Origin of the sequence: Pseudobacteroides sp. (assembly GCF_036567765.1) — a bacterium.
Taxonomy (GTDB): domain Bacteria; phylum Bacillota; class Clostridia; order Acetivibrionales; family DSM-2933; genus Pseudobacteroides.
The window spans coordinates 1-5,875 of the sequence record NZ_DATCTU010000024.1 but is presented as its reverse complement, the minus strand read 5'-3'; the positions used below and the strand labels follow the sequence as shown (position 1 = coordinate 5,875).

The 5,875-nt window shown below is 34.7% G+C and carries 6 protein-coding genes; all 6 read right to left on the bottom strand.

Going from position 1 to position 5,875, the window contains the following annotated elements:
- Positions 1-503 (bottom strand): 6-bladed beta-propeller (locus VIO64_RS03985; RefSeq protein WP_331915387.1); only part of this gene is annotated, 503 nt, incomplete at its 3' end.
- An 811-nt stretch (positions 504-1,314) separates the two neighbouring features.
- Positions 1,315-1,908: a hypothetical protein gene (locus tag VIO64_RS03980; protein WP_331915384.1), complete on the bottom strand. Its 594-nt coding sequence runs from the start codon at positions 1,906-1,908 to the stop codon at positions 1,315-1,317.
- A gap of 143 nt (positions 1,909-2,051) precedes the next feature.
- Positions 2,052-3,224 (bottom strand): IS4 family transposase, encoded by a 1,173-nt coding sequence (locus VIO64_RS03975; protein WP_331915382.1) that lies wholly within the window; start codon positions 3,222-3,224, stop codon positions 2,052-2,054.
- A 92-nt stretch (positions 3,225-3,316) separates the two neighbouring features.
- Complete coding sequence (locus VIO64_RS03970; protein ID WP_331915380.1) at positions 3,317-3,826, bottom strand: 6-bladed beta-propeller; 510 nt, start codon at positions 3,824-3,826, stop codon at positions 3,317-3,319.
- Positions 3,827-4,020: 194 nt separating this feature from the next.
- On the bottom strand, positions 4,021-4,218 hold the full coding sequence (locus VIO64_RS23025) for a TIGR04149 family rSAM-modified RiPP (RefSeq protein ID WP_414705231.1): 198 nt from the start codon (positions 4,216-4,218) through the stop codon (positions 4,021-4,023).
- Between the two features lie 497 nt (positions 4,219-4,715).
- On the bottom strand, positions 4,716-5,875 hold a 1,160-nt coding region (locus VIO64_RS03965), incomplete at its 5' end, for a vitamin K epoxide reductase family protein (RefSeq protein ID WP_331915378.1).

Sequence of the window (5,875 nt, the reverse complement as noted above, 5' to 3'; positions counted from 1 at the left end):
CCGGTTGTATCGATAAAATTGTAGCTATTTTCTACATTAGCCACATTATTTTCATTATAGCATAGTATTCCATCATTTGTTATTTTGAATTGAACAGCCCCAATTAGTGGGCTCTTAAAGGTTCTCATAAGTTTACCACCTTTATTATATACCAGGAACTTTCTCAACCATCCATCAACTATATAAATCGATTCATTTTGTGGATTAATATCAATATCATGAGCCGTTGTAATTTCACTTGGCCCCCTGCCTTCACTTCCAATTTTGGATACAAATGAACCATCATATAAGAACATGTTGATTTCAGTAGAATTATTGTTTGTTAAGAAATAACTTCTGCTAAAAACTACCTTTCTAATCCGTGATATAATACTTTGATCCGAAGTTTCCAATGGAATATACCGAATATCGATTGCACCCAAATCAGATAATTTTACATCAACCTTTTTAGGTAATTTTCTTAAATCAATTTTTATAGGTTGACATTCTGTAGTTAAGGACAAAATCAGCCAATTTATTAGTAGCGTTACCAACAGAATTCTAATTCTTAATAAAGTAAGCATAGGCTTTATTTTATAATGTTGAAAATAAATCTTGTTATTAGGATTATTTCAATAAAATGATCTTTATGTTTATCATATTTCATTCTAACTTTTGACTTAGCCAAAGAGAAAATGGATCATGAATTTCCCATTCGATATTTGACTTAGGACCATTTATTTAAATCTAAGAGGCTAAATATTATGGATTTAGCCTCTTTTTGTACATAGTTAAATCATAACAGAATCAATCCTGTTTGAGTGTATTATCTTAAATTCAAGATAATATTTTCAAATAATGCATTGCCATACACCCCAACCACCCCATTTATTATAACAATCAGTATTACAATCGTATGGGGTTGATTGAATATACTCTGTTCCACCTCCTACAATATGGCATTCACAACATGTAGAATCATATCCTCCTTTTAAGGTAACTAATTCTTCATGGTTCATTAATTTTTCAGAATTGATCTGCAATTTATTAAGCTTTTTCATGATATTCCATTTTTAAATCTAAGAAACTGTTTACAATATTCCTGGTTTATCATTTCACAGGCCGCAACCGGAATCACGGATAATTATTATCTTCGCATGGGTAAACCCCCTTTCTTTTTTGGAAAGGTCCGGGCAGGGACTTGTTAATCACAAGTAAAGAACATAATGAAAGTCCCTGCCATTTCTTTAAATCTTAATTCAGTTAGTAATTTTACAATTTTCAAAGACTTGTTATCTGTTATTGGTGCAATGGTGGTTCACTTATTTACCTGTTTTAATTATGCTTGTTGCTTCTTTCAAATAATCCTTTTATTGCATTCTGTTTTAGGGTAATTTTCATTATTATAGGATTACTGAATTCTGTGATAGAGCTTAAGACCGATTCCATGGAACGTAAATATTCAGAAGAGTTTTTATCTTTTTCAGTTGCTCTACTGTAAGCCTCTTTAAAATATTTAGCTTCTATCACTGAATAGAGGCACTCATCGTAATAGAAAATATAACCTTCAGATTTATTGAATACAGGAAAATCAACAAGATGGTCAAGATCATTTTTCAGGTAAACCTGACTTCCATAAGAATTAAAATCAGGGATGGTTGACAATTCAACTTTACGGGATGCTTTGTCGTATATTACAAATATTTTAGGTCTTTTATATGAACTAAGTATTAAGAATAAAAAGTCTTTTGATTCGGCAATTGAATGGACCCAGAATCCTTCAGGAGGTCCTGCTCCAATGTTAAACATTCCTTTATCTCTCCATGTTTCCCATTCAAGTTTGTGAGCTATATCTAAAATAAATCTTGGCCTGACTTCCAACTTCCTGTTTAGAATAAATACAGTATCGCAGAATCTCTCTTTGAACATTAAGGCTGTATCAAATACCTGGTAACAGTAATCCCACGAAATAATAGATGGCCGTTTTGATTTTTGATCGTTTGTATATTGATTTTTATTCTTAAATATTGGAATTATTGAATCTGTTTTTAAATTAAATCACTAGTGTCCGGTTAATTCCAGCTGATTTTCAGCTGTTTATCATATAGTTCTTTGACATCTTTGTAATTCTGATTTGTAAGTAGTTCATTCAGTGGTGTTTTGTCGAGTAGAGAGATACTCAAAATTTGTAATATTTCGTAGGTTGAGCGATCAACTTTCAATTTGTTACGAACTAAGGCAACCATGCAGTAAGCAATTATCGCAGAGTAGATTTGTATTTTAACTGCATTCTTGCTCGTTCCCCAGAATGATTTTATTTTCAGATGTTGCTTTATCCATTTGAAGAACAGTTCAATCTTCCATCTGTATTTGTAAAGTTGAGCAATTTCTTCCGAAGTCAGGCTAAGGTTATTGGTTAGAAACTCAAGCTCATTATCTGTTTCTTCGTCATAGAACCTAATCCGTCGAAGTTTTTGTGGATACTTTTTTGAGACATAAAACCCAGTCAATCTGCCAACCTGATCAAGTAACACACCATTTGCTTTACAGACTTTGTTTGAATAGAGTCTCTGGAACTGAAGGTTGTCCTTTGCTCTGGCGACAAAGAAGGCTGAACTCTGATGGACTCTATTGAGCCTGGCATAATCTATGTATCCTCTGTCAAATATATAATAGCTGCCTGGCTCATAGTAAAGTACATCCATAGCATTCATGTCGTTTACTGAAGCAGTTGATATGTGGATAAAACTGGGAATGGAAGTCTTAATGTCATATAAAGTATGCAACTTAATTCCACCCTTTGTTTTCCTGAACTCAGCCCACCAAAACACACTTAGGCACAGATCAATGGTTGTTGAATCGAAGGCATATACATTACCATCAATATTCAGCAAAAAATCAGAGTCTGATATCGATGATTTTCTTGCCAGATCAATCAAATGGAATGCATAATCCTCGAAGATTTTATAACTACGTTTTTCATTTGCATTAGAAAAGTTTGATCTTGAAGTACCTTTCCCAAAGCCAAGGTGATAATACTTAGGACTGTGTGGTTCGATACTCACCATGAGATCTCTCAGACTATCTCTCCCGGTAATTTGGCCAAAGATCATGCATAAAAGCTGATTCCAGCATGAAAAATGCTTAACGTACTTATTACCAACGTACTTATCAACTAATCCATCAAATATACGTTTGGGGAGAAAATCTGTAAGCTGAGAGTAAACAAATTTGCCTTGATTCATGGTTTTTGCCTTTTATTAAAGCTAAAAACCATATCTTGAATTCAAATCGACACGCAACTAAAACGCTCGCAAACCTAGAACTATCAAAGATTTCAAAGAACGTTATTTAATTTTAATCGGACACTAATGAAATTAAATAATGAATATATAAACTCTACTCCTGGTCTTTGAGGTAACGCAACAAAAAGGTTATTTTCAAAATATTCAATTTTCCAGGGGGGAAGAGATTCAACGGGATTTATCAGCTCTTTTATTACAGATAAATAGTTGCCATTGGTTTTATAGATTTTAATTGTCTTGTCCCTGTCAAACACAAATACCCTATTATGCTCTTCATCAATTGCAGAACAAACAGGAAGAGTTTCACCTGGTCCACGGCCTGCACTATAGACTTTATTGATAAACTTTCCGTTGGCGCTAAATCTAAGTAAGTCGAGCCCGTTTTCAATAAAAATAAAATCGTTTGTTATTTTGAAATGATATATATAGTCAAGCAAAATACTGTCAGTTGTTTGTAAAGGGATGTATTCAATCTTGATGGCAATCTTCGATAGACGGATAGAGTCTGTCCCGGCTTTATCGGGATCAACGAAAATAGTCATCGGGAACACATCTTTTAAATTTGGATTTATTTCCTTACAGGAATTTAAACCAAGACACAGATAAATTGCCAAGGAATAAGTTATTATCCTAGTTTTCATAAAGACTTTTATATTAAACTGACATATTTAAAATGTACATTGTGTAAAATGCTGCAGTTTCTTCAACTGCAGCATTATTAATAGCTATAATTCTATTACGGACTTGTACATATTTTACTTTCCGGAAAACCGGGAACATCACTGCAACGTTGGCAAGGAAAATAACATTGAGAGTCTAATGTGCAAAAATATCCACAAGGTGGATCATAATCATACCCTCCTCTCAACTGTATCAATTCTCTTTCGTTTAATGAAATTCCAGATATAAGTTTTATTTTATTAAGTTTCTTCATAATAAGTAAGATTTATTTCGATAAATAATAAGTTCATCTGATTTATCATTTCACAGGCTGAAACCGTAGTTTCAGAAAATTATTACCTTCGCATGGGTACACCTCCTTTCTGTTGAGGAAAGGTCCGGGCAGGAAGTGGCACAGAGCTCAGGGCTCAGAGCACAGGGAAAAACTTCCTGCCCTTCTCTTTCAAATTTATTAAAAATGAATTCATTAATACCCAAGAATTTACTTATTGTTAATTAATTAACAGCCTTCGCTTTTATACTGATTTCCTCCTTTCCCTTAAAAATCTCCCTGAAATATCTTAAATCATCAATCTCATATTGGGACGGGAGTTTGTAACCATTTATAAAAAATGTAGGAGTTCCAAGAACATTACACTCTTTGTAGAGAAGTCCGATTTCTTCGTTAACCTTACCAGATATTTCATCATCTTCATGTATACATAGGCCTTCTGTAATCTTTGTCCTGGAATAGGGATCAGCATTAAACCATTACTCCATTAGTTCTAATGATTCCGCTTCTTTACCCTGCCTGTTATTGTTATAAAGAGTCGTGAGCATTTTGTTGTCGGATGTAATCAGAATAAGATTTATAATTATATCTTCATTTTCATTGAGCATGTTTCGGATCTTCTCAAAAGCCCTTGCACAATGTGAACAGTGCATACTGAGAAATGCTGTTATCCTGATCGAAGCATCCCTCTTACCGAAAATCAGACTGCTCTCCGATAAAGGAATTTCATAGTGAGGCTGATTCATCAGGAGCATCCTGAGAATATCAGGATTCTTTTTAAACCCGAGATATTTATAATAATGCATTTCACTCGACATTTGCTCTCTCCGGAATAATATAAACAGAGTGTAGACTAAAGCAATTACAAGTAAACTGAGTACAAGCCTTGTAACAGAATCCAAAGAAAAGCTAAGCTGTGAAAACTGAGGCATCAGTAAAACGAATTCTGTAATCAATATAAGCTGAACCCCAAGACACATGGGGCACCACTTCTTCAAAACAACTCCCTGGTAATAAATCGAGAAGAGTGGATACGGTACTGAGAGGGCGGCAAGTATTGCCATTAAAGAAAGTCCTTCTCCTTCATGGGACTGCAGAAGAAAGAGAAAACTGCCTGTAAAGTATACGAATCCGACATCGGCCCAACCGAACCACCCGAATACTTTTGATGCTTTATCATTAAGAACCGTATTGCAGTTGGTTGCTTTGTTCAGATGACAAAGCTTGTCCGTAACAGATAGATGAACTTCAAATTCGTGCAGGATCAGCAGGACAGAAAGTACGATGCCGGCAATCTTTGTAAAAACCAGGGGCAGGATAACCTTGCTGTAAGTATTCTCTCCCGCAGCAAAATTATTGTAAAACAAATAAATGATAAAAATCAAAGCAGCAGTCAACGTCAGGGGCAATATTGATTTATTTATCAGTTCGTTTCTGATTTTGGCAGGATAATCCTTTTCTCCCGATCTTTCATCCGGGTTAAGCAAAATTACAGCGCCGGAACAGCTCTCAAGAAACTCCTTCCTGCCGGTTTTTCTTTTTTCATTGTATGATGTATAATATGTAACCTGCTCCTTCCCCGTCTCTGTTACAAATCCTATCATGCCACCGCCTCTGCTGAAATGAACGATATACGGCG

Coding starts and splice junctions, on each gene's coding strand:
- VIO64_RS03970 (WP_331915380.1), bottom strand. CDS start 3,826: ATGACTATTTTCGTTGATCCCGATAAAGCCGGGACAGACTCTATCCGT.
- VIO64_RS03980 (WP_331915384.1), bottom strand. CDS start 1,908: ATGTTCAAAGAGAGATTCTGCGATACTGTATTTATTCTAAACAGGAAG.
- VIO64_RS03975 (WP_331915382.1), bottom strand. CDS start 3,224: ATGAATCAAGGCAAATTTGTTTACTCTCAGCTTACAGATTTTCTCCCC.
- VIO64_RS23025 (WP_414705231.1), bottom strand. CDS start 4,218: ATGAAGAAACTTAATAAAATAAAACTTATATCTGGAATTTCATTAAAC.